Genomic DNA, 24,003 nt, shown 5'->3' with positions numbered 1-24,003 from the left:
GTAACGCCTGAAATTAGCGCCGTCATTCCGGGATGGCGCGTCAGCGCCAGACCCGGAATCTCGAGATTCCGGGTTCGCCCTATGGGCGCCCCGGAATGACTGCGGATAGTGGCGCTCTTTGATTCAGAGCCAATCCTTCAGCTTCCACGACGAAGCTTTCCACCGCATCAGGTTCTCGAGCTTCCACTGCTTGAACATCGCCGGCGGCCAGCGGCTGAGCTTTGAGGTCTCCTCGACCTCCGGCTTGGCGACGATGCGCAAGGGTGTCGCGCGCCGCCGGTGCTGGCGGGTCGCCTCGCTGATCAGATCGACATATTCAGGCTTGTTGGCCATCAGGCGTGTCCTCGCGAAGTCGTCGCGAGGACGCAGTGTCGGCGCTGGCGATTAACGGCGGTTTGCCGCTTTAGCTCAAATTGCGGGGAGCGGCTTAGCGCCACTCCCTGACGTCGACGAAGTGACCCGCGATCGCAGCTGCCGCCGCCATCGCCGGCGACACCAGATGCGTGCGGCCCTTGAAGCCCTGGCGGCCCTCGAAATTGCGGTTCGAGGTCGAGGCGCAGCGCTCTTCCGGCTTCAGCTTGTCCGGGTTCATGGCAAGGCACATCGAGCAGCCCGGCTCGCGCCATTCGAAGCCGGCCTTGATGAAGATCTTGTCCAGACCCTCGGCCTCGGCCTGCTCCTTCACGATGCCGGAGCCCGGCACCACCATGGCGTTGACGCTGGCGGAGACCTGCTTGCCTTCCGCGATCTTGGCGGCGGCGCGCAGATCCTCGATGCGGCCGTTGGTGCAGGAGCCGATGAAGACGCGATCGAGCTTGATGTCGGTGATCTTCGTCCCCGCCGTCAGGCCCATGTACTTCAAGGCGCGGTGCTTGGAGAGACGCTTGGCCTCGTCCGCGATCTTGTCGGGGTCGGGGACGATGCCGGTCACCGAGATGACGTCCTCCGGCGAGGTGCCCCAGGTCACGATCGGCGGCAGCTTTGCAGCGTCGAGGCGCAGCTCGTGGTCGAAATGCGCGCCGTCGTCGGAGCGCAGCTTCTCCCAATAGCGCATCGCCGCGTCCCAGGCCGCGCCCTTCGGCGCCTTGGGGCGGTCACGCAGGAAGTCGTAGGCTTTCTGGTCGGGCGCGACGAGGCCGGCGCGGGCGCCGCCTTCGATCGACATGTTGCAGACCGTCATGCGGCCTTCCATGCTGAGCGCGCGGATCGCGTCGCCGGCGTATTCCAGCACGTAGCCGGTGCCGCCCGCGGTGCCGATCTCGCCGATGATGGCGAGGATGATGTCCTTGCCGGTCACGCCGTCAGGCAATTTGCCGTCGACGGTGACGCGCATGTTCTTGGCCTTCTTCTGGATCAGCGTCTGCGTCGCCAGTACGTGCTCGACCTCAGAGGTGCCGATGCCGTGCGCGAGCGCGCCGAACGCGCCATGCGTCGAGGTGTGGCTGTCACCGCAGACGATGGTGGTGCCGGGCAGAGTGAAGCCCTGCTCGGGGCCGATGACGTGGACGATGCCCTGGCGCTTGTCGAACTCGTTGTAATATTCGATGCCGAATTCCCTGGCATTGTCGGCCAGCGCCTTGATCTGCTCGATGCTCTCCGGATCCGGATTCGGCTTGGTGCGGTCGGTGGTCGGCACGTTGTGGTCGACGACGGCGAGCGTCTTCTCGGGCGCGTGGACCTTGCGTCCGGTCGCGCGCAGGCCTTCGAACGCCTGCGGCGAGGTCACCTCGTGCACCAGATGGCGGTCGATATAGAGCAGGCAGGTGCCGTCGTCGGCTTCGTGCACCAGATGGTCGTTCCAGATCTTGTCGTACAGGGTGGTCGGCTTGGACATGAGCTTGAGCTCCGGGAATGTTGTGTCAGCGGATATGCGCGGATGGCGCGCGGGCAACAAAATCGTCGGCGCAGCTTTTAGGCTGCGCGCGTAAGCTCTGACGTTGCCGAGGTCGCGAAGCGTCCGAAGAACCGGCCAGGCAGCCGCGAGCGATCGTCGATGACGATGTGCTTGACGGGGGCGAGACTGGTCAGATCTGGAAACATTCCAAGAATATATAGCAGGGAGATTTGGAAGCGCGAGGGCTTTGACGCGCACGGCTGACGCAACAAAAAAGCGCGGGGCGTTCGGCCCCGCGCTCTTCGAAACTTGCCTGGTGGGCGGAGCTTTACTCGCCGACGGCAGCCTGGCGGTCCTGCTTCTCGACGATGCGGGCCGACTTGCCGCGAAGGTTGCGGAGGTAATAGAGCTTGGCGCGACGCACCTTGCCGCGGCGCACGACCTTGATCGAGTCGATCATCGGCGACATCACCGGGAACACGCGCTCGACGCCCTCGCCGTACGAAATCTTGCGCACGGTGAAGCTCTCGTTGAGGCCACCGCCGGAACGGCCGATGCAGACGCCTTCATAGGCCTGCACGCGGGTGCGGTCGCCTTCGACGACCTTCACGTTGACGATCACGGTGTCGCCGGGACCGAATTCCGGAATGTCCTTGCCGGCGGACAGCTTGTCGAATTGCTCTTGTTCGAGCTGCTTGATCAGGTTCATGGGTAAATCTCCATCGGCGCGCCCAGCCTTTTCAAACGGGGGCTGCGCAAAATTCGTCTATCCAGCCATTGCGGATTTGGCCGCTGCTATAAGGCAAGCCGGAGCGTTTGTCACCCGTCTGTCTTGTTTTTTGGCGTTTTTTGGCGACCGGCCCGATTCGGAGCCTTGACCGGGATCTGGGCCCATAAATCGGGCCGCCGGGCCGCCGTCAGAGCCTCGGCTTCGGCCCGCCGCCAGGCCGCGACCTTGGCGTGGTCGCCGGAGGTCAGGATCTCGGGGATCGGAACCCCTTCGAACAGCTGCGGGCGGGTATATTGGGGGTATTCGAGCAGGCCGTCGGAGAAGCTTTCCTCGGTTCCCGAGGCTTCCTTGCCCATCACGCCCGGCAGCAGCCGGACGCAGGCGTCAATCAGCGCCAGGGCCGCGATTTCGCCCCCGGAGAGCACGTAATCGCCGATCGAGACCTCCTCCAGGCCCCGCCCGTCGATCACCCGCTGGTCGATCCCCTCGAACCGCCCGCAGACGATCAGGGGGCCGGGGCCCCGGGCGAGCTCCACGACGCGAGCCTGGGTCAATGGCCGACCCCGCGGGCTCATCAGCAGGCGGGGGCGTTCCTTTGAAGAACCTTGGCCGATCTCCGCCGCGTCGATGGCGGCCGCCAGAACATCCGCCCGCAGCACCATGCCCGGACCGCCGCCGGCCGGGGTGTCGTCCACGCTGCGGTGGCGGTCGGTTGCCGAAGCGCGAATATCCCGCGCCTCGAGCTGCCAGAGCCCGGAGGCCAGCGCGCGGCCGGCCAGGCTCACGCCGAGCGGCCCCGGAAACATCTCCGGAAACAGCGTCAGCACCGTCGCGCGCCAGGGTGAGGAAGTCGTCATCGCCGCTGGTTAGGGCATTGCGGCCGACAGGTCGAGGCCTCGGATTCCTCAGGCTCGCCGGTCATTCGGCAGATGCGATGCCAGCACCAGCGCGAGCGGGCAGATCGCAAGCGCCGTGACGGCCGTCGCCGCGGTTGCCAGCGTCGGACCGACGGCGTCGCCGAGCAGGCCGTAGAGCACCGGCGCGATGGCGCCCGATCCGATCGTGCCGGTGTAGAACAGCGCGAAGGCGCGCTCGGTGCGATGGGGCGATGTGAGCTCGGGGACCGTGCCGTAGAGAACCGAGGACGTGCCGTTGAGCATCACGCCGAGCAGCGGCAGCACGATGATCGCCGGGATCAGCGGCAATGCGAGCACCGCGAGGATCAGCGCGGCGGTGCCGCCCTCGGTGAGAAGCACGGTGCGGATCGTGCCGACGCGTTCGCCGAGCCAGCCGCAGGTGAATTTGCCGGCGGCGCCGCCGATGAAGACCATCGCCAGCGCAAAGCCGCTCGTCGGCAGCGAGGCGCCCTTGTCGCGCAGCAGGAACGGCAGGAAGGTGAGGAAGCCCATCCGCACCGCACTGTCGAGAATCCCGATCGCGAGCAGCCAGGAGAAGCCGCCGCGGCCGGCATGCGTGCCTTGCGTCGTGACCGCTGATTTGTGCGCAAACCCCTTGCCGACAGCCGGCATCAGCACCGCGAGGCAGAGCGCAACGACTAGGCCCATCAGTGCGACCAGAAGCAGCGCGTGCCGCCACGACATGATCACCAGCAGCACCGCGGTCAGGGCCGGGAGTGCCGCCTTGCCGAGATCGCCGCTGAAATTATAGATGCCGAGCGGTCCGCGCGCCGCGTTGCCATAGGCGCGCGACACTGCGGCCGAGGCGAGCGGATGCTGCGTGCTCGAACCCGCGCCGGATATGAGGAGCGCAAGGCCCAGTCCCATGACGCCGCCGGACAGTCCGGCCAGGACATAGCCGAGCGCGGCGAGCAGCGTGCCGAGCGCGAGCAGGATCTTGCCGTCGATCCGCTCGGCGAGGCGGCCGACCGGGATTTGCAGCCCGGCCATGGCGCCGGAATAGAGCCCGCGCATCACCGCCAGTAGCCCGTAGCTGAGCGCGAATTCGGCCTGCCAGACCGGCAGCAGCACATAGATCAGGTCGGTGTAGCCATCGTGCAGGGCGTGGTTGATGCCGGTCGCCGCCAGGGTGCGGCGCGGCTTGCTCAGCGTCTCCTCGCCGGGAGGGGCCGTTTGCGATTGCGATAGAAAACCTGAGGGGAGAATTGCCACGATCTAACAAAGCAGTCGAAAGACGAAGCTATGTAAGTGCCTTGGCCTCCACTATGCGGCCTTCAAGAATCCGTCACAAACCAGTAATAATCGGATCATGCGCTAGAAATTCTATTGTATGGCCATGTTCGTTCCTCGCCGCAGCCTGCCGCCCCTGAACGCTGTCCGTGCCTTCGAGGCGGCGGCCCGGCTTGGCAGCTTCAAGGAGGCGGCCGGCGAGCTTGGCGTGACCCATGGCGCGGTCAGCCAGCAGATCCGCCTGCTCGAGACCTGGCTCGGGCCGCCGGCGCTGTTCCGGCGATCCGTGCGGCGGGTGGTGCTGACGCCGGCTGGCGCCGCGCTGCTCGCGGAGTTCGCGCCCGCGCTCGATCGGGTCTCGGCCGCCGTGCAGCAGCATCGCAAGCGTCGCGGCGAGGCGCCGGCCGCGGTGCTGCGCGTCAACGCGCTAGCGACATTCAGCCTGCGCTGGCTGTTGCCGCGCATGACAAGGTTTCGTGCCGAGCATCCCGATATCGAGGTGCGGCTGTCGACGTCGAACGATCCCGTGGATGCCTTGCCCGAGCTGTTCGACGTGGTGATCCGCGGCGGCCCCGACACCTTTCACGGCTTTGCGTCGCGCTTCCTGTTGTCGGAGCAGCGGCTGCCGGTGTGCAGTCCCGCTCTGCTCGCGAAGCTGCCGCTGACCGAGGTTGCGGATCTCAGCCGGCATACGCTGCTGCACGTCACCTCGATGCCGCGGCTGTGGCGCGACTGGCTGACCGATGCAGGCGAGTCCGCGCTGGAGGGCGCGGCGTCGCTGACCTTCGATCATTTCTATCTGACGCTTCAGGCGGCGCTCGACGGCCTCGGCGTCGCCATGGGACCGACGGCACTGATCGCCGACGATCTCGCGGCCGGCCGTCTGGTGACGCCGTTTCCGAACATCAGCCTGCCGGCCCGCAGCTATTTTGCTTACTTTCCCGAAGGGCGCGACGACGATCCGCATCGCGCGGTGTTCTGCGACTGGCTCGAGCAGCAGGGCCGCCAGACAGTCTGAGCGCGGTTAGCGCTCTTCAGCCTCATCGCTCGCGATCTCCTGCGGCAGGGCGACCACGACGCGGCCGCCGGCGACATCGACCTCCGGCACCACCGCGTTGGAGAACGGCAGCAGCAGGGACGTGCCCTTCGGCGGCGCGATCTCGATGATGTCGCCGGCGCCGAAATTGTGGATCGCGAGCACGCGGCCGAGCGGCTCGCCGTCCGTGGTGACGGCGGCGAGTCCGATCAGGTCGGTGTGGTAATATTCGTCCTCGTCGGTCGCGGGCAGCTTTTCGCGCGCGACGTAGAGCTCGATGCCGTTGAGGCGCTCGGCCTCATCGCGGGTCGTGACGCCCTTGAACGTCGCGACCAGATGATCCTTCGCCTCGCGCGCTTGCGCGACCTCGAACTGGCGCTTGCCGTCCTTGGACAGAAGCGGACCGTAGCGCTTGATGGCGAAGGGATCTTCGGTGAAGGTCCACAATTTGACCGCACCGCGCACACCATGCGCGGCGCCGATCCGCGCGACGCAGACCAGCGCCGACATGGTCTGGCCTTAACCCTTCGCGGCAGCTTCGGCCTGCGCCTTGCGCTCCTTGCGCGGCACGGCCTTCTGCGGGTTGTTGCGCGCTTCGCGCTTCTTGACGCCGGCGGCGTCGAGGAAACGCGACACGCGGTCCGACGGCTGCGCGCCCTTGGCGACCCAGGCCTTCACCTTCTCCATGTCGAGCTTGAGGCGCGCCTCGTTGTCCTTCGGCAGCAGCGGGTTGAAGTAGCCGAGACGCTCGATGAAGCGGCCATCGCGCGGAAAGCGCGAGTCGGCGACGACGACGTGATAGACGGGACGCTTCTTGGTGCCTGCGCGGGCGAGGCGGATAACGACGGACATTCAGTTCTCCTTCAAAGTACGTTTTGTTCGGTTGATTGGTATTCCGCGTTGCGCGAGACCGATGCGATCCCGTGCGACGAATTCCTCATTTCTTCTTGCCCGGGAAACCGCCGAGGCCCGGCAGCGTCGGCTTGCCGCTCAGCCCGGTCAGTCCAGGAAGGTTCGGCAGGCCGGTGCGAAGACCGGGCGGCAAATCCTTCGGCAAATTCGGCAGGCCTTGTCCGCCGCCGCTTTGCATCTTCTCCTGCATCGCCTTCATCTCTTCGGGCGAAGGCATCTTCATGCCGCCGCCAAAGCCCATCGCCTGGGCGATGCCAGCGAGCGGGCCGCGCTTGCCCGAGCCCATGGCCTTCATCACGTCGGCCATGTTCCGGTGCATCTTGAGCAGCTTGTTGACGTGCTCGACGCTCTGGCCGCTGCCTGCGGCGATGCGCTTCTTGCGGCTGGCCTTGAGCAGGTCGGGATGACGGCGCTCGTCGCGCGTCATGGAATCGATGATCGCGACCTGGCGCTTCAAGATCTTGTCGTCGATCCCGGCGGCCGCGATCTGGTTCTTCATCTTGGAGATGCCGGGCATCATGCCCATCAGGCCGCTGATGCCGCCCATATTGGCCATCTGCGACAGCTGCTCGCGCATGTCGTTGAGGTCGAACTGACCCTTGCGCATGCGCTCGGCGGTGCGCGCGGCCTTTTCGGCGTCGATGTTGGCGGCGGCACGTTCGACCAGCGACACCACGTCGCCCATGCCGAGGATGCGGCCGGCGATACGGTCGGGATGGAAGTCCTCCAGCGCGTCGGTCTTTTCACCGGTGCCGATCAGCTTGATCGGCTTGCCGGTGACGGCACGCATCGACAGCGCGGCGCCGCCGCGGCCGTCGCCGTCCACGCGGGTCAGCACGATGCCGGTGAGGCCGACGCGCTCGTCGAAGGCGCGGGCAAGATTGACGGCGTCCTGGCCGGTGAGCGAGTCCGCGACCAGCAGCACTTCATGCGGATTCGCGGCAGCCTTGATGGCTGCGGCTTCCGCCATCATGTCTTCGTCGAGCGTGGTGCGGCCGGCGGTGTCGAGCAGTACGACGTCGTAGCCGCCGAGCTTGCCGGCTTCCAGCGCGCGCTTTGCGATCTGCGCCGGCTGCTGTCCCGCCACGATCGGCAGGGTCGGAATGTCGAGATCGCGGCCGAGCACGGCCAGCTGCTCCATCGCCGCCGGGCGATAGACGTCGAGCGAGGCCATCAGCACCTTGCGCTTGTCGCGCTGGACCATGCGGCGGGCGAGCTTCGCGGTGGTGGTGGTTTTACCGGAGCCCTGCAGGCCGACCATCATGATCGGCACCGGCGGCACGGAATTGATGTCGATGGTTTGGCCTTCGGCGCCGAGCGTGTTGATCAGCTCGTCATGGACGATCTTGACCACCATCTGGCCGGGGGTCACCGACTTGACGACGGTGGCGCCGATCGCCTGCTCGCGGACGCGTTCGGTGAAGCTGCGCACGACTTCGAGCGCAACGTCGGCCTCCAGCAGCGCGCGGCGCACCTCGCGCATCGCGGCGTCGACGTCCTTTTCGGTCAGCGCCCCGCGCCCCGTCAGACGATCGAGGATGCCGCCAAGCCGTTCCGACAGATTGTCGAACAATGCCGTTGTCCCTTGTCCTGCTTGCGCAGGGTTGCCGCATTCACCTCTGTCATGCCCCGCCTTCGCGGGGGATGACCAGTTCTCGGTCCGTGGCCTGCAGCCAGGAAGCGATCTTCCAAACACCTTTGCGCCCGAGGGCGCATAGCGCTGTCGGGCGTTGACCTCTGGCCTCCAGGGCCAGTCGGCGGGTCGAAAAGAAAGCCTTTCCGAGAAAGTGGCGGGGTTAAACGCCGCTCCCGCCAAAAAGTCAAGGAAAGATAGGGCGCCGGAACGCCCCTGGTGGGGCAAGGCTCTGAAATTATGACTCTTTTGGCGATGGGTTCCTTTTCTGGCGGCCCCGCCCATATAGGCGGTGATGTCTTGCCGTCCCGACCATCCCTAGAATCGTGCCGGTGCCGGTCGCCCGCCGCCGCCTTTTCGGACTGCTTGCCGGAGCCGGTGCGCTGGTCGGCGTCCCCTCCCTCTGGATATCTAGCATGAAGACCTATGACGGTCCCGCCTCCGACCATTTCAACGGCCTGCACTTCTTCGATCCCGACGGCGCGCCGCCGAAACCGCTTCGCGAGGTGCTGCGCTGGCAGTTCAGCGGCAAGCGGCAGCGGGCGACCTGGCCGGATTGGGCTCCGAGCCCCCATGCCGACACCCCGCCGGAGCGCGTCGACGGCGGCAAGGCGCGGCTCTCCTTCGTCGGTCACGCCAGCTGGCTGATCCAGGCCGGCGGCCTCAACATCCTCGTTGATCCCGTCTGGTCCTCGCGGGTGTCGCCCGTCGGCTTTGCCGGCCCGAAGCGGCACAACGATCCCGGCATCGCCTTCGAGAAGCTGCCGAAGATCGACGTCGTGCTGGTCTCGCACGGGCACTACGATCATCTCGACATCGCGACGCTGTCGCGCCTCGCCAAGAATTTTGCTCCGCGGGTGGTCACGCCGCTCGGCAATGACGTGACGATGCGCAGCACCGACTCGTCGATCAAGGCCGAGGCGTTCGACTGGCACGACCGCGTCGAGCTCGGCGGCGGCATCGCGGTGCATCTGGTCCCGACGAGGCACTGGACGGCGCGCGGCCTGTTCGATCGCAACAAGGCGCTGTGGGCGAGTTTTGTGTTGGAGACGCCGGCCGGGAAAATCTACGTCGTCTGCGATTCCGGCTATGGCGATGGCAGACATTTCCGCCGCGTCGCGGAGAAGCACGGGCCGTTACGCCTGGCGATCCTCCCGATCGGCGCCTACGAGCCGCGCTGGTTCATGCGCGACCAGCACATGAATCCGGAAGATGCCGTGAAGGCGCTGCTCGATTGCGGCGCGCAGGACGCGCTCGGGCATCATCACGGCACTTTCCAGCTGACGGACGAGGCGATCGACGCACCTGCGAAAGCGCTGGTCGAGGCGCTGGATGCCGCGCAGATTCCGCAGCAGCGGTTCGTTGCGATGAAGCCGGGGCAGGTGGTGGAGATTTAGCTCCGCTGTCGCCACCCATACAGCTCGTCGTCCCGGGGCGCGACGAAGTCGCGAGCCCGGGACCCATACCCACAGCAAGATGTTTGACGAAGACTCGTCGTTTTCAGTCTTCCCGCGGAACGGCGACCTGCGCCTACCGAAAGATCACGCGGTATGGGTCCCGGCCTTCGCCGGGACGACAGTTGTATTTGTAGCGAGCAGTGTGCCTCTTACGGCGCTACGTCTACTGCCCCTGCTTGATCGCCCAGCTCACATTCACCGTCACCGACAGCGTCTCCTCGCCCGGTGCGACGGCGGCGGGTGCGGCCATCGGTGCCGTGGCCATTCGCGCCTTGAACAACGGCACCGGCGCGCCGCCTTCGGAGACGCTGAGCGGTGCACCCAGCGTGACGCCGGTGGCCTTGGCGTAGATCTCGGCCTTGCGGCGGGCATCCGCCACCGCCTGCTCGCGGGCGTCGTCGAGCAGTTTTGACGCCTGCGTCACCTCGAACGAGATGTTGCCGATATCGTTGGCGCCGGCGCTGACCAGCGTGTCGATGATGCCGGCGATCTTGGTCACATCGCGAATCTTGACGGTGACGCGATTGGAGGCGCGGAAGCCGACCACGGGCGAGGCGCCGGTGGATTTGTTCTGGCCGTATTGCGGCTGCAGCGACAGCCGTGAGGTCTGGTAATCCTTCTCGGCGATCCCGGCCCCCTTCAACGCCAGCAGCACCTTGCCCATCGCGGCGTTGTTGGCGTCGGAGGCTTCCTTCGCCGTCTTGGCGTCATTGGCGACGCCCGCGTCGATCTGCGCAAGATCGGGCGCCACTGAAACGGTGGCCTCGCCGCTCACCGAGATCGCGGAGGGAAAATCGTCGGCGAGCACGGGCGTTGCCAGCAGCGTGGCAGCGAAAACGGCGGCGAGTACGGCAGGCTTTTTCATCGGTCTCACTTCAGTGGCACGAAAACATTGATCACGAGCTTGTCCTCCGCCGTCTTCAGGGGATCGGTGAGGTACTCCTCGATAAAGGTGTCCTTGGCTTCCAGTCTCTTGTCGTCGAGGTGATTGGTGATCGCCTCGTAGGTGTTGTCCATGTTGTCGTAGGAGCCGCGATGGACGAATTTCAGCGCCTTGCCTTCAGGCGATTTGCCGACGCTCATGTCCTTGGGCAGGTTCTTGGGATCCTGCTCGACCGGAATCTCGGCGAGGAAGGTGAAGCCGGTGTCGTCGGTCGAGGTATAGACGATCATCGAATTGCCGGCGTGCTTGATGCCCTGCTTGTCCAAGAGCGTGTTCAGCGCCTTGAAGGCATCGACCAACGTGTCGAAGGCCGAGTCCCAATTGGCGGTGCCCTTGACCATCACGACCTTCTTGGACTCGAGCGTGGTCTCGAGGCCAAAGGGATCGGCGGTCTGGACCGGGGCGGGGGTGGCGGCGACAGCCGGGGCCGTCGGGCTGGGCGAGGTGCTGGCTGCGGGCGCGGGCGATGCTGCGGGAGCCGGCGAGGCGCTCGCAGCAGGCGAGGGCGTTGCCACGGGGGCGGGCGAGGCACTTGCAGCCGGGGCGGGCGAGGCCGACGGGGCCGGCGAGGGGCTCGCCGAGGCAGCGGGCGCCGGGCTCGGGCTCTGCGCCAGAGCGGCGGATAGCCCAAGCGACAAGGCCGCTGCCGGGATCAGCGCGGCCAGAGCGAGACGACGAAAAGTGTTCATTTTATTCTCCCCAAGGCCTTGGTCCAGCAAGGCCCTAATTCATCAAGACCTTACTCACCAAGGCCTTAACCCGGCCGCGCGTCCCGGTTCGCGCGAACCGCGCCGTTCTAACACGCGAGCGCCGAATTCGTCCCATGACAGATGCGTCATGGCGAACGTCCTGGCGCCCGGCGGCAAATCACTGGCCAAGCGGCCAAGGATCGCCATATAAGGCAGGCGAAATTCAGGAAATTTCATGAGCGCGCTGGCCAACCACGCATTTGCCAAGATGAACGGCATCGGCAACGAGATCGTCGTTGTCGACATGCGCGATTCCACGGCAAAGGTGACGCCGGACGATGCCCGCGCGGTGGCGTCCGCGCAGGGCGGCGTGCCCTACGATCAGCTCATGGTGCTTCAGAAGCCGCGGCTCGACGGCACCGAAGCCTTCATCAGCATCTACAACAATGACGGCTCCGAAGCCGGCGCCTGCGGCAACGGCATGCGCTGCGTGGTGCGGCGCATCTTCGAGAAGACCGGGCAGGCAACGGCGACGTTCGAGACGGCCGCCGGCCTGCTCAATGCCTGGCAGGGCCCGGCGCCCGATCTCTATACCGTCGACATGGGCGTGCCCAAGTTCGGCTGGCAGGACATTCCGCTGGCGGAAGAGTTTCGCGACACCCGCTACATCGAATTGCAGATCGGGCCGATCGACAATCCGATCCTGCATTCGCCCTCAGTGGTGAGCATGGGCAACCCGCACGCGATCTTCTGGGTCGACGACGTCAACGCCTATGACCTCGCGCGCTTTGGTCCGCTGCTGGAAAACCATCCGATCTTCCCCGAGCGCGCCAACATCACGCTCGCTCATATCGTCGACCGCGACCACATCACGATCCGCACCTGGGAGCGTGGCGCCGGCCTCACCAGGGCATGCGGGTCGGCGGCCTGCGCGACGGCCGTCGCCGCAGCACGCCTGAAGCGCGCCAATCGCAACGTCGAGATCACGCTGCCCGGCGGCAAGCTCGGCATCGAATGGCGCGAGCGCGACGACCACGTGCTGATGACGGGCACCGCGACCTTCGAATATGAGGGCAATTTCGATCCGGCGCTGTTCGCGCCGGTCGGATAATGTCCGTCGATATCGTCACCTTCGGCTGCCGCCTCAACGCCTTCGAGGCCGAGGTGATCCGCAGCAAAGCCGAAGGCGCAGGTCTCGTAGACACCATCGTCATCAACAGCTGCGCCGTCACCAACGAGGCGGTGGCGCAGGCGCGGCAGTCGATCCGCAAGCTGAAGCGCGAGCGGCCGGGGGCGCGCATCGTCGTCACCGGCTGCGCCGCACAGACGCAAAGCCGGATGTTCGCCGATATGGCCGAGGTCGATCGCGTCGTCGGCAATGACGACAAGATGCGCAGCGATGCCTGGCGCGAGGCGCGCGATGCCTTCGACATCGGCGCCAGGGAGAAGATTGCCGTCAGCGACATCATGGCGGTGAAGGAGATGGCGCCGCATCTCATCGACGGCTTCGCAAGCGGTCTGCCGCGCGTGTTCGTGCAGGTGCAGAACGGCTGCGACCATCGCTGCACCTTCTGCATCATCCCGTTCGGCCGCGGCAATTCGCGCTCGGTGCCGATGGGCGCCGTGGTCGAGCAGGTGCGGGCGCTGGCGGAGCGCGGCCATGCCGAGATCGTGCTGACCGGCGTCGACCTCACCAGCTATGGCGCCGACCTGCCGGGTGCGCCGAAGCTCGGCATGCTGACGAAGCAGATCCTGCGGCATGTGCCGGAGCTGAAGCGCCTGCGCATCTCCTCGATCGATTCGATCGAGGCGGACAACGATCTGCTCGACGCGATCGCCGACGATGCGCGGCTGATGCCGCATCTGCATCTGTCGCTGCAGTCGGGCGACGACATGATCTTGAAGCGCATGAAGCGGCGGCATTTGCGGGGCGATGCGATCGCCTTCTGCGACCAGGTGCGGCGCCTGCGCCCGGACGTCGCCTTCGGCGCCGACATCATCGCGGGCTTTCCGACCGAGACCGAGGCGATGTTTTCCCGCTCGCTCGATCTGGTCGAGGAATGCGGCCTGACCTTCCTGCACGTCTTCCCCTATTCCCCGCGCCCCGGCACGCCCGCCGCACGGATGCCGCAGGTTGCGGGGCCTGAGATCAAGGAACGCGCGCGGCGGCTGCGTGCGGCTGGAGAGGCAGCATTGCGTCAGAGGCTGCAAGCCGAAATTGGCGCAACGCGCGATGTGCTGATCGAAAGTGAGAGCCAGGGCCGCACGGAGCACTATCTGCCGGTGGCGATCGCGGGCGCGCGCGTGGGGAGCGTGGTGCCGCGGATGATCGTCGGCAGCGATGGTGAGCGGTTGACCACGTAATTTGCCGTCGTCGTCCTGGCGAAAGCCAGGACCCATTACCCCAGGGAGAAGTTGTTGCACGGGATTGCCAACCACCAGTCTTCGCCAAATTGAATTCGGTGGTTATGGGTCCTGGCTTTCGCCAGGACGACAGCGGAGGGCGTGGCCCGCAGCGCGCCTCAAACCCGCTCCGCTACGACGCCCGCACCTGCCAGAACCGCAGCGTGCGCCGCGCGTTCTCCGGCGTCATTCGTGCGTAATGCCCCTGCGCTCTCGCAAGATCCGCCGGCTTCATCGCGCCGGTGGCGAAGCGGCTTTCGAGCACGGCGGCGGTGGTTTCCCAGCTGAGCTGCGCCGCCTTGCACGGCACCAGCAGGCCGTCCTCGCGCAGGCTCTGCATCAGCGGGCGAATCACCTCGACGGTGGATTGCGACAACACCGCCAGCGCCGCGACGGTTTCTTCATAGCGCCGCTGCTTGGCAAAGCTGAACAGCGTCGCCTCGTTGAGCTGGCCGGATGCCTTGAGACCTGCGATGGCGCGCTTGGCGCCTTCGAAATCGCGGACACCGGACATCTCGCGCGTGACGCCGGCGGTAACGGCGGCGATCGCGCTCTGGATTTCCTCGAACAGATGCGGCGGCGCGCGCGACAGCAGGCGGGTGCGAACCGTGTCCGTCGCCGAGCGCAGCAACTGGCGGCGCAGCTCCGATGGCAGATCGACGCGGACGCCGACGCTGACGGCGAGCTCCGGATCACTCTCCGCCTGTCCGACGATGACGGCAAATCCGTTTCCGGAGACGCGTGCGCCCGGATTGGCGGCAAGCCGCCGGCTGACACTGGGATAGCGGCGCGCCAGCAGCGCGTCGGTGACGATCTCCTTCAGCCACCAGCGCCCGGCGACCGCGAGCAGATGCGGTTCGCCCTTGGATGATGCGATCTTCACCAGCTCGCCGTCGTCGAGGCGCGCGGATTCCTGGAGCACGGGTCCGGCGATGCGGATCTCGTCACTGTTGGCAAGGCGGCGGATGACGGAGGGCGGCGCCTGTGCGATCGGCGCCAGCTGTGCGCTGATCTCGGCCAGCGCCACGCGTGCGCCCATGTCGGCGATGGCGCGAAGCTCGATGGTGCCGATCAGGCGCTCGAGCACCTCGTCGAACAGCGCGATCTGCTCGTCGTCAAAACTGCCGGCGGAGGACAGGAACAGGTCGGTGACGCGGCGGGCCGTCTCCAGGCCCTTTTCCGCCGAGCCAATCCGAAGTGCGGATTCGACCTCGTCGATGATCGATAGCTCGGCCTTGGACATGACGCGCGGCTCGTCCTGAGCGGATTGACGGAAGCTTGTTCTAAGCGACCGCTATCATTAGAGGCGAGCCCTGAACGTTTCGTAAACCATGGCCGAGGAGAACGAAGTGCTGCCGCGGCGGCGCTGCGCTCCCTCTCCCGCTAGCGGGAGAGGTGAACGGCACCTACTCCCCATTCCACCCGCAGGCCCGAAGCTTCTCATGCATGTGCGGCGGGGCCGGGGCCACCACGCGGACCGGCTCCTTGTTCCGGGAGATCGGCACTACGATCTCGCGGGAGTGCAGGTGCAGCTTCGGCTCGCCGAAGCGCGGGCCGTTGCCGTAAATGTTATCGCCGAAGATCGGCCAGCCGGTCGCGGCCGAATGCACCCGCAATTGATGGGTCCGCCCCGTCACCGGTTCCATGGCGAGCCAGGTGAAACCGTCACCCCGGCCCATCACCTTCCAGTTGGTGATCGCCTTCTGGCCTTCGGGATCGGGCTTCTGCCACCAGCCGCGCTCGGCATTGAGCCGGCCGAGCGGCATATCGATGGTGCCTTCGTCCTCGGCGGGCCCGCCTTCGACCACGGTCCAGTAGGTCTTGCCGATCTTGCCGTGCTTGAACAGCAGGCCGAGCGAGGCGGTCGCCTTGCGATGGCGGCCGAGGATGAGGCAACCGGAGGTGTCCTTGTCCAGCCGGTGGGCCAGCACCGGCGGCCGCGGCAGGCCGAAACGGAGCGCGTCGAAGGATGCCTCCAGATTGGCGCCGCCCTTGGGGCCGCGATGCACCGGCAGACCGGCCGGCTTGTCGATGACCAGCATCAATCCGTCGCGATGGAGCACGCGGCCCAGGATTTCGTCGGCGGTCAATTCGGGAACATCGAGCAATTGCAGGACTTTCGGTCAAGACTTTCGTTTGGGAGCCGGAACGGCTAACACACCAGTGCGGTGGATTTGGCATTCGCTCAGCGGCTGCCGCGAAATGTGAAGCGAATGCCAAATCCAGGGCCGCACTGGCAACAATATTTTCTCGTGCCGCTCTTCGATTTGAAGTTCCTAACCGGACTTGCGGCAAGAGAGTAGGAACTTCAAATCGTCGGCACGAGCATCATGAACGATACCACGTCAGATCCCCCCAAGCTGAGCTGGTGGCGCCGCCTGTCCAACGGGCTGAAGCGCACCTCGTCCTCGCTCGGGACCGCGGTCGCCGACCTCGTCACCAAGCGCAAGCTCGACCGCGCCATGCTCGACGACATCGAGGACGTGCTGCTGCGCGCCGATCTCGGCACATCCGTCGCGGTGCGCATCGCCGACGCCGTCGGCACCGGGCGCTACGACAAGGCGATCTCGGCGGACGAGGTCAAGGACGTCGTTGCGACCGAGGTCGAGAAGGTGCTGGCGCCGGTGGCAAAGCCGCTCGAGATTGATACGGCCAGGAAGCCGTTCGTCATCCTCGTCGTTGGCGTCAATGGCTCCGGCAAGACCACCACTATCGGCAAGCTCTCGCAAAAATTCGCGTCCGAAGGCCGGAAGGTGATGCTGGCCGCCGGCGACACTTTTCGCGCAGCGGCGATTGAGCAGCTCAAGGTCTGGGGTGAGCGTACGAAAACACCGGTCATCGCGGGCACGCAAGGCTCCGACTCGGCGAGCCTCGCCTTCAACGCGCTGACGGCGGCGAAGGAGCAGAAGACCGACGTGCTCCTGATCGACACCGCCGGGCGGCTTCAGAACAAGGCCGAGCTGATGAACGAGCTCGAAAAGGTCGTGCGCGTCATCCGCAAGGTGGACGACACCGCGCCGCATGCGGTGCTGCTCGTGCTCGACGCCACCGTCGGCCAGAACGCGCTGTCGCAGGTCGAGGCCTTCCATCGCACGGCGGGCGTCACCGGCCTCGTGATGACCAAGCTCGACGGCACTGCGCGTGGCGGCATCCTGGTGGCGCTCGCGGAGAAATTCAAACTGCCGGTGCATTTCATCGGCGTCGGCGAGGGCGTCGACGATCTCGCGCCCTTCACCGCGCGCGATTTCGCCCGTGCGATCGCCGGAATCGAAAGCTGAGAATGGACAAGACCCAGCCGCATCCGCTGTTCAAGCTTGCGACCGAACTCGGTCCGCTGCTCGTCTTCTTCTTCGTGAATGCGAAGTTCAATCTGTTCGCCGCGACCGGCGCCTTCATGGTCGCGATCGTCGCGGCGATGATCGCCTCCTATGTGGTGACGCGCCATATCCCGATCATGGCGATCGTGACGGGCGTGATCGTGCTGGTGTTCGGCACGCTGACGCTGGTGCTGCACGACGAGACCTTCATCAAGGTCAAGCCGACCATCATCTACGGCCTGTTCGCCGCCATCCTCGGCGGCGGCCTGCTGTTCGGCCGCTCCTTCATCGCCGTGATGTTCGACCAGATGTTCAACCTCACGCCGCAGGGCTGGCGCATCCTGACGCTGCGCTGGGCGCTGTTCTTCGCCGGCATGGCGGTGCTGAACGAGATTGTCTGGCGCACCCAGAGCACGGATTTCTGGGTGAACTTCAAGGTGTTCGGCGTGACGCCGATCACGATGATCTTCGCCATCGCCCAGATGCCGCTGACCAAGCGCTATCACCTCGAGCCGGTCTCGCTGGAAGCGAGCGAGGCGGATGCGGGGGATGTGAGGAAGGGGTGACTGTTTAATGTCATTCCGGGGCACGCGAAGCGTGAACCCGGAATCTCGAGATTCTCAGGTGCGCAAGTGCGCACCATAGTTCGGCTCTGCGAGCCGCCCCGGAATGACAGTAACTACTTCAGCGCCTTCTCCATCTGCGGCAGCAGCACGCTCCGCAGATTATCCGGCGTAATCGGGCCGACCAGCTTGTAGACGATGGTGCCCTCACGTCCGACGACGAAGGTCTCCGGCACGCCATAGACGCCCCATTCGATCGAGGCGCGGCCGTTGGCATCCACGCCGACGCGGCCGAACGGGTTGCCGTAGCGGCCGAGGAAGCGGCGGGCGTTGTCGGCCGCGTCCTTGTAGTTGATGCCGACGAGCTGGAAGCGCTTGTCTTTCCCCAGCTCGGTCAGAAGCGGCGCCTCGTCATGGCAGGGTACGCACCAGGAGGCCCAGACGTTGACAAGGCTGACCTTGCCCTTGAACGCGGCGGGATCGAGACCCGGCACCTGGACGTTGTCGGCCTGCAATCCCTCGAGCGGCGGCAGGGCGGTCTGCGGCGCCGGCCGTCCGATCAGCGCGGAGGGAATCCGCGAAGGATCGCCGCTGCCGAGCCGGAACCAAAACAGCAGCGCCAGGCCGATGAAGGCGATCAGCGGCAGCACCATCAGGAAGGTGCGGCGCTGCGGGTTCGCGGAAGTCGACTGCTCGCTCATGGCCGATCCATCGCGCTGCGCCCCGAGCGGCGGGTGATGCCGCTGCGGTCGAGGTCGCGCAGGCGGCGGGTCTGGCTGTGATAGTCGGTCGCGATCCAGCCGATCAGGATCGCGACCACGAGCGCGGCTGCGGCATAGGACGTCACGATGAAGGAGGCATAGGGACCGAGCGACATGATCATGCGGCCCCGACTTCGTTTGACGCGTTGTTTTGACGCGAACCGGCGCCCATTTCGCTCGAAAACGCCATGCGGCTCGCCTGCATCATCTGCAGCGAGCGGACACGGCGGCGCAGGATCTCGTTGCGCATCGCCGCCAGGTGCAGCGTGACGAACAGCAGGGTGAACGCGATCGCCATCACCAGCAGCGGAATCAGGAACGATTTGTCGAGCGACGAACCGCCCATGCGCATCACCGAGGCCGGCTGGTGCAGCGTGTTCCACCAGTCGACCGAGAACTTGATGATGGGCAGGTTGATCGCGCCGACCAGCGTCAGCACCGCGGCAGCGCGCGCCGCGCGCGAGGGATCGTCGACCGCGCGCCACAGCGCCATCAGGCCGAGATACATCAGGAACAGAATCAGCACCGAGGTCAGGCGAGCGTCCCATTCCCAATAGGTGCCCCACATCGGCCGGCCCCACAGCGAACCGGTCAGCAGCGCGAGGAAGGTGAAGGCGGCGCCGATGGGAGCTGCCGCCTTCGCGGCGACGTCGGCGAGCGGATGCCGCCACACCAGCGTGCCCAACGAGGCGACGCTCATCACGCCCCACACGAACATCGACAGCCAGGCGTTGGGCACGTGGATGAACATGATCTTCACGGTCGCGCCCTGCTGGTAGTCGTCGGGCGCTAGCGCGGATTGGTAGAGGCCGATCGCGAGCAGGATGACGGTCGCGGCCGCAAGCCACGGCAACACCCGCGCCGTCAGCGCGAGGAACCGTGTCGGGTTGGCGAGGTCGATCAGCGTCATGGTATTCTGATAATCACAGGTCAGCACTCACGCAATCAGCATAAAAGCGGGCAGCGAAAGTTGATCGGGGTCAAGGTCGGTCGAGCTCATCTCAGTCGAGACCATGCCGCAGGCTCGCCGCCGCGGCGAAGGGGCCGATCACGAGGCTGACCAGCGACAGCGCGCACAGGATCGAGAACGGTGCGCCGAACGACATGGGACCGACGATCACGGCCTGGGAGGCCGCGACCCCGAAGATCAGCACCGGGATCGACAGCGGCAGCACCAGAACCGCCATCAAAAGCCCGCCGCGATGCAGCGTCACCGCCAGCGCGGCGCCGATCATGCCGGTAAAGGTCAGGGCCGGCGTGCCCGCGAGCAGCGTCAGGGCCACCGCGCCGGTCGCTACCATGTCGAGGTTCAGCAAGAGCCCGAGCACGGGGGTTGCGACAATCAGCGGCAGGCCCGCCGCCAGCCAATGCGCCAGCGCTTTCGCCGCGCAGGCGAGTTCCAGCGGCGTCCGGCTCATCGTGATCAGGTCGAGCGAGCCGTCCTCATGGTCGGCCATGAACAGCCGGTCCAGCGTCAGCAGGCTCGCCAGCAGGGCGCCGAGCCAGAGAATGGCCGGCCCCAGCCGCGACAGCAACGCGAGGTCCGGCCCCACCGCGAACGGCATCAGCACCACCACGGTCAGGAAGAACAGCACGCCGATCAGCGCCCCGCCGCCAACGCGGAGCGCGATCCGGATATCCCGGCGGATGAGGGCGGACAGGGCGGTCATGGGGCTGCCTTTTCGGCTTCGAGACGATCGTAAGAGCCCGACTCGCGCCACAGGCAATCTGCGCTCCCTCCCCCCTTGCGGGGGAGGCGTAGGCCGCCTCCGGCGGCCGTCCTCTTAAGAGACGCCGAAGCGAAGCTTCGGCTATGGGAGAGGGGTGGCCCCGGAAAAGGTGTGCTTGGGTTCAGGGAAGGACTTCGGCAGATCGAGAGGGTCCCTGTGTGGCACCCCCCTCCCTGACCCTCCCCCACAGGGGGGGAGGGAACGGGTAGAGCGGAGCTTTGCCGCTCGAAAAGCTGAGGGTCGGTCAGAATCATGCCACACCCCCGATCCGCAGCTCGCGTGATTCGATCCCCAGCGCCATGTGGGTCGCCGCGATGATCAGGCCGCCGCGGGCGAGATGGTCGCGCATCAGGCCGCCGAACATGTCCTGGCCGGCGACGTCCAGCGCCGTGGTCGGCTCATCCAGGAGCCAGATCGGGCGGCGCACCGTCAGCAGCCGGGCCAGCGAGAGCCGGCGGCGCTGGCCGGCCGACAGGAACGCTGCCGGCAGGTGGGTGGCGTGGTCGAGCCCGACCGTGGCGAGGCTCTCGTGGGCATCAAGTCGCTCGCCGCCCAGAAAATCAGCCCAGAATGACAGATTTTCCGCCACGCTCAGTGCCGGCTTCAGGGCGTCGCGATGGCCGAGATAGTGGCATTGCTCAGGCAATGTCAGCTCGGCATCGCCGCCATCGAGCGCGATCGTCCCGCCAGCCGGAATGAGCAGCCCCGCGATCAGCCGCAGCAGCGAGGTCTTGCCCGACCCGTTGCGGCCGACGACCGCCACGGCCTCGCCGGAGACGGCCTCGAAATCGAGCCCGGCAAACACCTCGCGGCCGCCCCGCACACAGATCACCCCACGTCCGGAAAGCTGCATCTTGCCTCGTATCAACCCGTTCAAACCAGGCCTCAGGAAAACTTGGGGTAGCGCATGGGAATTTTTGGCTCGCGGATTGCTGCGGCACGTTTGTGGCTGTGGCGGCGCGGTTAGAAAGCTTCTATAAGCCCGGAACTACTTGATGCAGCAACTCAACCTGCCCCTGCAAGCGACCCAGCCGGACTCGCTGACGGTGTTAAAATACCCCTTGCCGGGTATAACTAACAATTGGGATTTCCTACATGACCTCGCTCGACAGCTTCAAATGCAAAAAGACCCTCAAGGTCGGCGCCAAGACCTATGTCTATTACAGCCTGCCCACGGCCGAGAAGAATGGTCTGAAGGGAATTTCGAAACTCCCCTATTCGATGAAGGTCCTGCTCGAGAACCTCCTGCGCAATGAGGACGGCCGCTCGGTCAAGAAGGCGGACATCGTCGCGGTGTCCAAATGGCTGCGCAAGAAGTCGCTGGAGCACGAGATCGCGTTCCGCCCGGCGCGCGTGCTGATGCAGGACTTCACCGGCGTGCCCGCGGTGGTCGATCTCGCCGCGATGCGCAACGCGATGCAGAAGCTCGGCGGCGATGCCGAGAAGATCAACCCGCTGGTGCCGGTCGATCTCGTCATCGACCATTCCGTGATCGTGAACTTCTTCGGCGACAACAAGGCCTTCGCCAAGAACGTCACCGAGGAATACAAGCAGAACCAGGAGCGCTACGAGTTCCTGAAGTGGGGCCAGGCGGCGTTCTCGAACTTCTCCGTCGTGCCGCCCGGCACCGGCATCTGCCACCAGGTCAATCTCGAATATCTCTCCCAGACGGTCTGGACCAAGAAGGAGAAGATGACGGTCGGCAAGAAGACCGGCACCTTCGAGGTCGCCTATCCCGACTCGCTGGTCGGCACCGATTCCCACACCACGATGGTCAACGGTCTCGCCGTGCTCGGCTGGGGCGTCGGCGGTATCGAGGCGGAAGCCTGCATGCTCGGCCAGCCGCTGTCGATGCTGCTGCCTAACGTCGTCGGCTTCAAGCTGAAGGGCGCGATGAAGGAAGGCGTCACCGCGACCGACCTCGTGCTGACCGTGACGCAGATGCTGCGCAAGCTCGGCGTCGTCGGCAAGTTCGTCGAGTTCTTCGGCCCCGGCCTCGATCATCTCTCCGTCGCCGACAAGGCGACCATCGCCAACATGGCGCCCGAATATGGCGCGACCTGCGGCTTCTTCCCGGTCGACGCCGCGGCGATCGACTACCTCAAGACCTCCGGCCGCGCCGCACCGCGCGTTGCGCTGGTGCAGGCCTATGCCAAGGCGCAGGGGCTGTTCCGCACCGCCAAGTCGGCCGATCCGGTGTTCACGGAAACGCTGACGCTCGACCTCGCCGACGTCGTGCCGTCGATGGCCGGTCCGAAGCGTCCCGAAGGCCGCATCGCGCTGCCGTCGGTCGCGGAAGGCTTCTCGGTCGCGCTCGCCAATGAGTACAAGAAGACCGAAGAGCCGGCGAAGCGCTTTGCCGTCGAAGGCAAGAAGTACGAGATCGGCCATGGCGACGTCGTGATCGCGGCGATCACCTCCTGCACCAACACCTCGAACCCGAGCGTGCTGATCGGCGCCGGGCTCCTGGCCCGCAATGCCGCGGCGAAGGGCCTCAAGGCCAAGCCGTGGGTGAAGACCTCGCTTGCCCCGGGCAGCCAGGTGGTCGCGGCCTATCTCGCCGATTCCGGCCTCCAGGCCCACCTCGACAAGGTCGGCTTCAACCTGGTCGGCTTCGGCTGCACCACCTGCATCGGCAATTCCGGTCCGCTGCCGGAGGAGATCTCGAAGTCGATCAACGACAACGGCATCGTTGCCGCCGCCGTGCTCTCCGGTAACCGCAACTTCGAAGGCCGCGTCTCGCCGGACGTGCAGGCGAACTATCTGGCCTCGCCGCCGCTGGTCGTCGCTCACGCGCTCGCGGGTAGCGTGACCAAGAACCTCGCCGTCGAGCCGCTCGGTGAAGGCAAGGACGGCAAGCCGGTGTACCTCAAGGACATCTGGCCGACGTCGAAGGAGATCAACGCCTTCATGAAGAAGTTCGTGACCGCGTCGATCTTCAAGAAGAAGTATGCCGACGTGTTCAAGGGCGACACCAACTGGCGCAAGATCAAGACCGTCGAGAGCGAGACCTATCGCTGGAACATGAGCTCGACCTACGTGCAGAACCCGCCCTACTTCGAAGGCATGAAGAAGGAGCCGGAGCCGGTCACCGACATCGTCGAGGCGCGCATCCTCGCCATGTTCGGCGACAAGATCACCACCGACCACATCTCGCCGGCCGGTTCGATCAAGCTCACCTCGCCCGCGGGCAAGTATCTCAGCGAGCACCAGGTGCGTCCCGCCGACTTCAACCAGTACGGCACCCGGCGCGGCAACCATGAAGTGATGATGCGCGGCACCTTCGCCAACATCCGCATCAAGAACTTCATGCTCAAGGGCGCCGACGGCAACATCCCGGAAGGCGGCCTCACCAAGCACTGGCCCGACGGCGAGCAGATGTCGATCTACGACGCCGCGATGAAGTACCAGCAGGAGCAGGTGCCGCTGGTGGTGTTCGCCGGCGCCGAATACGGCAACGGCTCCTCGCGCGACTGGGCTGCAAAGGGCACGCGCCTGCTCGGCGTGCGCGCGGTGATCTGCCAGAGCTTTGAGCGCATCCATCGCTCCAATCTTGTCGGTATGGGCGTGCTGCCGCTGACCTTCGAGGAAGGCACCTCCTGGTCGTCGCTCGGCCTGAAGGGCGACGAGAAGGTCACGCTGCGTGGTCTCGTCGGCGATCTGAAGCCGCGCCAGAAGCTGACCGCGGAGATCGTCTCCGGCGACGGTTCGTTGCAGCGCGTTTCGCTGCTTTGCCGCATCGATACGCTGGACGAGCTCGACTACTACCGGAACGGCGGCATCCTGCACTACGTGCTGCGCAAGCTCGCGGCTTAAGCGCGGATTTGTGAACGGTGGCTCACTGCGAA

Annotated in this window: 24 protein-coding genes; 7 read left to right on the top strand and 17 right to left on the bottom strand. The window is 65.8% G+C overall.

Annotated features, from left to right (window positions below; all coding sequences use genetic code 11):
• Positions 1–123 precede the first annotated feature (123 nt).
• The 5 genes from ACE10W_RS41335 to ACE10W_RS41315 all read right to left on the bottom strand — a co-directional run bounded on the left by ACE10W_RS41335 (position 124) and on the right by ACE10W_RS41315 (position 4,693).
• Positions 124–333: a hypothetical protein gene (locus ACE10W_RS41335; RefSeq protein WP_028174890.1), complete on the bottom strand. Its 210-nt coding sequence runs from the start codon at positions 331–333 to the stop codon at positions 124–126.
• A gap of 94 nt (positions 334–427) precedes the next feature.
• Complete coding sequence (gene leuC / locus ACE10W_RS41330) at positions 428–1,834, bottom strand: 3-isopropylmalate dehydratase large subunit (RefSeq protein WP_304549643.1); 1,407 nt, start codon at positions 1,832–1,834, stop codon at positions 428–430.
• A 328-nt stretch (positions 1,835–2,162) separates the two neighbouring features.
• Entirely contained in the window at positions 2,163–2,543 is a 381-nt protein-coding gene (gene rplS, locus ACE10W_RS41325) for a 50S ribosomal protein L19 (RefSeq protein ID WP_011083318.1), read from the bottom strand.
• A gap of 110 nt (positions 2,544–2,653) precedes the next feature.
• Positions 2,654–3,421, bottom strand: coding sequence for a tRNA (guanosine(37)-N1)-methyltransferase TrmD (trmD, locus tag ACE10W_RS41320; protein WP_011083317.1), 768 nt, complete (start codon positions 3,419–3,421; stop codon positions 2,654–2,656).
• A gap of 48 nt (positions 3,422–3,469) precedes the next feature.
• Positions 3,470–4,693, bottom strand: a complete 1,224-nt coding sequence (locus ACE10W_RS41315) for an MFS transporter (RefSeq protein ID WP_304549642.1) — start codon at positions 4,691–4,693, stop codon at positions 3,470–3,472.
• 124 nt (positions 4,694–4,817) lie between these two features.
• On the opposite strand from ACE10W_RS41315, the gene ACE10W_RS41310 reads away from it, so the two are divergent.
• Complete coding sequence (locus ACE10W_RS41310) at positions 4,818–5,729, top strand: LysR substrate-binding domain-containing protein (protein ID WP_038965078.1); 912 nt, start codon at positions 4,818–4,820, stop codon at positions 5,727–5,729.
• A gap of 6 nt (positions 5,730–5,735) precedes the next feature.
• On the opposite strand, the gene rimM is transcribed toward ACE10W_RS41310, so the two are convergent.
• The 3 genes from rimM to ffh all read right to left on the bottom strand — a co-directional run bounded on the left by rimM (position 5,736) and on the right by ffh (position 8,232).
• A complete protein-coding gene (gene rimM / locus ACE10W_RS41305) occupies positions 5,736–6,257 on the bottom strand; it encodes a ribosome maturation factor RimM (RefSeq protein ID WP_304549641.1) in 522 nt (173 codons plus the stop codon).
• Positions 6,258–6,266: 9 nt separating this feature from the next.
• Positions 6,267–6,599 (bottom strand): 30S ribosomal protein S16, encoded by a 333-nt coding sequence (gene rpsP / locus ACE10W_RS41300; RefSeq protein WP_011083313.1) that lies wholly within the window; start codon positions 6,597–6,599, stop codon positions 6,267–6,269.
• Between the two features lie 85 nt (positions 6,600–6,684).
• Complete coding sequence (gene ffh, locus ACE10W_RS41295) at positions 6,685–8,232, bottom strand: signal recognition particle protein (RefSeq protein ID WP_028174885.1); 1,548 nt, start codon at positions 8,230–8,232, stop codon at positions 6,685–6,687.
• Between the two features lie 392 nt (positions 8,233–8,624).
• Here ffh and ACE10W_RS41290 point away from each other — a divergent pair, with 392 nt between their 5' ends.
• A complete protein-coding gene (locus ACE10W_RS41290) occupies positions 8,625–9,689 on the top strand; it encodes an MBL fold metallo-hydrolase (protein WP_304549640.1) in 1,065 nt (354 codons plus the stop codon).
• Positions 9,690–9,912: 223 nt separating this feature from the next.
• On the opposite strand, the gene ACE10W_RS41285 is transcribed toward ACE10W_RS41290, so the two are convergent.
• Positions 9,913–10,614, bottom strand: coding sequence for an SIMPL domain-containing protein (locus ACE10W_RS41285; protein WP_038965070.1), 702 nt, complete (start codon positions 10,612–10,614; stop codon positions 9,913–9,915).
• A 5-nt stretch (positions 10,615–10,619) separates the two neighbouring features.
• On the bottom strand, positions 10,620–11,381 hold the full coding sequence (locus ACE10W_RS41280) for a GyrI-like domain-containing protein (RefSeq protein ID WP_271554589.1): 762 nt from the start codon (positions 11,379–11,381) through the stop codon (positions 10,620–10,622).
• 235 nt (positions 11,382–11,616) lie between these two features.
• Between ACE10W_RS41280 and dapF the strand changes: the two genes are divergently transcribed.
• Both dapF and mtaB read left to right on the top strand, forming a co-directional pair.
• Positions 11,617–12,492 (top strand): diaminopimelate epimerase, encoded by an 876-nt coding sequence (gene dapF / locus ACE10W_RS41275; protein ID WP_060909701.1) that lies wholly within the window; start codon positions 11,617–11,619, stop codon positions 12,490–12,492.
• Positions 12,492–13,745 (top strand): tRNA (N(6)-L-threonylcarbamoyladenosine(37)-C(2))-methylthiotransferase MtaB, encoded by a 1,254-nt coding sequence (gene mtaB, locus ACE10W_RS41270; protein WP_271554587.1) that lies wholly within the window; start codon positions 12,492–12,494, stop codon positions 13,743–13,745. The genes dapF and mtaB overlap by 1 nt, the downstream gene beginning before the upstream one ends.
• A gap of 172 nt (positions 13,746–13,917) precedes the next feature.
• Here mtaB and ACE10W_RS41265 read toward each other — a convergent pair whose 3' ends face one another.
• Both ACE10W_RS41265 and ACE10W_RS41260 read right to left on the bottom strand, forming a co-directional pair.
• A complete protein-coding gene (locus ACE10W_RS41265; protein ID WP_304549639.1) occupies positions 13,918–15,027 on the bottom strand; it encodes a DUF2336 domain-containing protein in 1,110 nt (369 codons plus the stop codon).
• 163 nt (positions 15,028–15,190) lie between these two features.
• Positions 15,191–15,892 (bottom strand): RluA family pseudouridine synthase, encoded by a 702-nt coding sequence (locus ACE10W_RS41260; protein ID WP_028174878.1) that lies wholly within the window; start codon positions 15,890–15,892, stop codon positions 15,191–15,193.
• A 222-nt stretch (positions 15,893–16,114) separates the two neighbouring features.
• Here ACE10W_RS41260 and ftsY point away from each other — a divergent pair, with 222 nt between their 5' ends.
• The gene (gene ftsY, locus ACE10W_RS41255; protein WP_271554585.1) at positions 16,115–17,062 is read left to right on the top strand and encodes a signal recognition particle-docking protein FtsY; all 948 of its coding nucleotides are present in this window, start codon (positions 16,115–16,117) and stop codon (positions 17,060–17,062) included.
• 2 nt (positions 17,063–17,064) lie between these two features.
• Positions 17,065–17,667, top strand: a complete 603-nt coding sequence (locus ACE10W_RS41250) for a septation protein A (protein ID WP_011083303.1) — start codon at positions 17,065–17,067, stop codon at positions 17,665–17,667.
• 113 nt (positions 17,668–17,780) lie between these two features.
• Here the strand turns inward: ACE10W_RS41250 and ACE10W_RS41245 are convergent, their stop codons facing one another.
• From ACE10W_RS41245 to ccmA, 5 genes are all read right to left on the bottom strand, one after another.
• Positions 17,781–18,365: a DsbE family thiol:disulfide interchange protein gene (locus tag ACE10W_RS41245; protein WP_011083302.1), complete on the bottom strand. Its 585-nt coding sequence runs from the start codon at positions 18,363–18,365 to the stop codon at positions 17,781–17,783.
• Entirely contained in the window at positions 18,362–18,547 is a 186-nt protein-coding gene (gene ccmD, locus ACE10W_RS41240) for a heme exporter protein CcmD (protein ID WP_304549637.1), read from the bottom strand. Before ccmD ends, ACE10W_RS41245 begins: the two co-directional genes overlap by 4 nt.
• Positions 18,544–19,335, bottom strand: a complete 792-nt coding sequence (locus ACE10W_RS41235) for a heme ABC transporter permease (protein WP_304549635.1) — start codon at positions 19,333–19,335, stop codon at positions 18,544–18,546. The genes ccmD and ACE10W_RS41235 overlap by 4 nt, the downstream gene beginning before the upstream one ends.
• Before the next feature lie 91 nt (positions 19,336–19,426).
• The gene (gene ccmB / locus ACE10W_RS41230) at positions 19,427–20,095 is read right to left on the bottom strand and encodes a heme exporter protein CcmB (protein WP_011083299.1); all 669 of its coding nucleotides are present in this window, start codon (positions 20,093–20,095) and stop codon (positions 19,427–19,429) included.
• Positions 20,096–20,405: 310 nt separating this feature from the next.
• A complete protein-coding gene (gene ccmA, locus ACE10W_RS41225; protein ID WP_028174874.1) occupies positions 20,406–21,008 on the bottom strand; it encodes a heme ABC exporter ATP-binding protein CcmA in 603 nt (200 codons plus the stop codon).
• Positions 21,009–21,250: 242 nt separating this feature from the next.
• Here ccmA and acnA point away from each other — a divergent pair, with 242 nt between their 5' ends.
• Positions 21,251–23,971: an aconitate hydratase AcnA gene (gene acnA, locus ACE10W_RS41220; RefSeq protein WP_011083297.1), complete on the top strand. Its 2,721-nt coding sequence runs from the start codon at positions 21,251–21,253 to the stop codon at positions 23,969–23,971.
• Positions 23,972–24,003 lie beyond the last annotated feature (32 nt).

The organism is Bradyrhizobium sp. B025 (assembly GCF_042257955.1).
GTDB lineage: Bacteria > Pseudomonadota > Alphaproteobacteria > Rhizobiales > Xanthobacteraceae > Bradyrhizobium > Bradyrhizobium diazoefficiens.
This window is presented reverse-complemented; position numbering and strand designations above follow the sequence as displayed.